This is a genomic window from Protofrankia sp. CiP1_Cm_nod2 (assembly GCF_920664355.1).
Lineage (GTDB): Bacteria > Actinomycetota > Actinomycetes > Frankiales > Frankiaceae > Protofrankia.
The window spans coordinates 1-2992 of record NZ_CAKKTL010000382.1 but is presented as its reverse complement, the minus strand read 5'-3'; the positions used below and the strand labels follow the sequence as shown (position 1 = coordinate 2992).

Annotated in this window: 3 protein-coding genes; 2 read left to right on the top strand and 1 reads right to left on the bottom strand. The window is 74.5% G+C overall.

Annotated elements, in window-relative coordinates:
- Positions 1-1912 (bottom strand): ATP-dependent helicase (locus NBW84_RS23680; RefSeq protein ID WP_250287548.1); only part of this gene is annotated, 1912 nt, incomplete at its 3' end.
- A gap of 116 nt (positions 1913-2028) precedes the next feature.
- Between NBW84_RS23680 and NBW84_RS23675 the strand changes: the two genes are divergently transcribed.
- Together NBW84_RS23675 and NBW84_RS23670 are read left to right on the top strand one after the other, a co-directional pair.
- Positions 2029-2268 carry a mycoredoxin gene (locus NBW84_RS23675; protein ID WP_250287546.1) on the top strand — a complete coding sequence of 80 codons (240 nt, stop codon included), beginning with the start codon at positions 2029-2031 and terminating at the stop codon, positions 2266-2268.
- 123 nt (positions 2269-2391) lie between these two features.
- The coding region (locus NBW84_RS23670) for a GAF domain-containing protein (protein WP_250287544.1) at positions 2392-2992 on the top strand (601 nt) is incomplete at its 3' end.

Here is a 2992-nt window from a genome sequence, read left to right as displayed (position 1 = left end):
GGGCATCGGCGCCGTCCGCTCCCGGGCGCGCCGGCCCACCCGCCGGTCTGCCCGCCGACGCCGCCGGACGGGGCGCCAGACCGTCGAGGAAGCGCGACGGCCGGCGGGACCTGCGGCCGCCCTCGTGGCGGGCGAGCGCCCACGACAGCGCCAGCCGCTCGCGCGCCCGGGTGACGCCGACGTAGAGCAGGCGCCGCTCCTCCTCGACCTGCGCCGGGGTCTGCGCGTGGACGATAGGCAGCGTCCCCTCGGCCAGGCCGACCAGGAAGACCGCGTCCCACTCCAGGCCCTTGGCCGCGTGCAGGGACGCGAGCGTGACCCCCTCGACGGTGGGGATGTGCTGGTGGGCGGCCCGGTCGGCGAGATCGGCGACGAAGTGGTCGAGGGTGGCGCCCGGATCGGCGGCCGCCAGGGCCTCGGCGAGGCGCACGAGCGCGGCCAGGTTCTCCCAGCGCTCCCGCTGCGCGCCCGAGCCGTTCGGCGGGTCGTCGCCGCGCCAGCCCAGCGCGGCGAAGACCTCCGTGACCTCGGCCACCAGCCCCGCCGGCCGGTCGGTGTCGGCCGACCGCGCGGCCGCCCGCAACAGCTGGACGGCCTCGGCGACCTCCGGCCGCTCGAAGAACCGCTCACCGCCGCGGACCAGGTACGGGATGCCGGCGGCGGCGATCGCGGTCTCGTACGCCTCGGACTGGGCGTTGACCCGGTACAGCACGGCGATCTCGCTGGCGGGCACGCCGGCGCCCAACAGCGCGCGGATGCGGCGGGCGGCCGCGGCCGCCTCCTCGGGCTCGCTGTCGAACTCGGTGAACGTCGGGGCCGGGCCGTCCGGGCGTTGCGCGACCAGCCGCGGCGGCTCGTGCCGGGACACCGCGAGCACGGTCCCCGCCGCACCGTGCGTCCCTGGCCCGCCCGCCGTGTCCCGCGCGCCGGGAGGGCCGGCGGTGCCGGCCCTCCCGACCAGCCGGTTGGCCAGCCCGACCACCTGCGGGGTGGAGCGGTAGTCCCGCACGAGACGGACCACCTGGGCCTCGGGGAAGCGCCGGGGGAAGTCCAGCAGGTAGCGGGGGGACGCCCCGGTGAACGAGTAGATGGTCTGGTTGGCGTCACCGACCACGCAGATGCTGTCCCGCTCGCCGAGCCAGGCGTCGAGCAGGCGCTGCTGCAGCGGGTTGACGTCCTGGTACTCGTCCACCACGAAGTGGCGGTAGCGGGAGCGCAGCTCCTCGGCGACCCAGCCGTGCTCCTCGATCACGGCGGCGGTCAGCAGCAGCAGGTCGTCGAAGTCGAGCACGCCCGCCTCCCGCTTGGCCTGCTCGTAGGCGGTGTACAGCCGGGCGGCCACCTCGGGCGGGTGCGCCGTCTCGCGCCCGGCCGCGGCGGCGGCCGCCGGGTACTGCTCGGGGGTGAGCAGGGTGGCCTTGGCCCACTCGATCTCGGCGGTGAGGTCCCGGAGCTCGGTCCGGCCCGGTGTCAGGCCGGCCCGGCTCGCCGCCCGGCCCACCAGCGCGATCCTGCTCTCGACGAGCCTGGGCAGCGCGGCCCCGGCGATCCTGGGCCAGAAGTAGCCGAGCTGCCGCAGCGCGGCCGCATGGAAGGTGCGCGCCTGGACGCCGTCCGCGCCGAGTGTGCGCAGCCGGCCGCGCAGTTCCCCGGCCGCGCGCGTGGTGAAGGTCACAGCAAGTACCTGGCCGGGAGGGACGGTGCCCGACGCCACCAGGTGGCCGATCCGATGCGTGATCGCCCGCGTCTTGCCCGTGCCCGCGCCGGCCAGCACGCAGACCGGGCCGACCGGGGCGAGCACCGCCTGGCGCTGCTCCGGGTCGAGCGCGTCGACCAGCCACTGCCCGGACACGCCCGCACCGCCCGGGAACGGCGCGTCCCGCGCCGGGTCGTCGACGGTCGCACGCGCCATGGGAGGAGTCGCACGCGCCATGGGAGGAACGGTAGCCGCCGCCACCGACGGGAAGCGACCGGGCCGCGCCGCGGTTGTGAAGATTTGTTCTGTCACCGCTACCGAAGGGACCGTTCGTGCCGACGATCTACACCACGTCGTGGTGCGGCTACTGCACCCGCCTCAAGCGTCAGCTCGACCAGGCCGGCATCCCGTACGAAACGGTCGACATCGAGCAGAACCCACAGGCTGAACAGATCGTCCGAGCTATCAACAACGGCAACGCAACCGTGCCCACCGTCGTCTTCGAGGATGGCACCGCGCTGACGAACCCGAGCCTGCGCCAGGTCACGGAGAAGACCTCTTCTGCCGCATAACGGATACTCAGAGCGACAGATAGCAGCAGCAGAGCAGCGGCTGCGCGCCGACTTGAGCCCGTAGAGCTTGATCGAGGGACGGTCTCCGTCACTGCCCGTGAAGTTTGTGGGAGAGTTCGGGCTGTGTCGTCAGTACCTTCAGCACGTACGTGGAGCGCGGTCGATGCCGCACTGCAGGCCGCGGGCGCCATCCATGGGATGGAAGCGACAGGCTTCGTGGTCCTGTCGGGCTCGACCGCGACCTACCAGCGGACGGCGGGGACCATGCCCGGCCTCGACGCGGGTCTGACGCTGCCCCGGAGCGAGACCGTCAGCGCGAGGGTGCTCGACGGCGCGCCCGTCACGCTGGCGGGCGTCGGCAACGACCCCGCGTTCGCGGGGACGGACGAGCCGTCGCGCCTGGGAGTCCGCAGCTATGTCGCCATGCCGGTGGTGGGCGACGATGGGCGGTTACACGGTCTGCTCGTCGGGCTCGACCGGCAGCACGTCACCGTCCCCACGTCCGCGGTCACGCTGCTGCGGGGCATCGCTGACGCTCTGGGCGTCGTCGTCGGCACGGCCGAGCGTGACGAGACGGCCGAGCGTGACGAGACGGCCGAACGTGACGAGACGGCCGAACGTGACGAGACCGAACGGCGCAAGCCGCCGGCGGCGCCAGCTCCGGCCGCGCCGTCAGGCGGTGGCGCGACCCGGCCCGCGCGCCCGGGAGCGGCCGGGGGCGGGC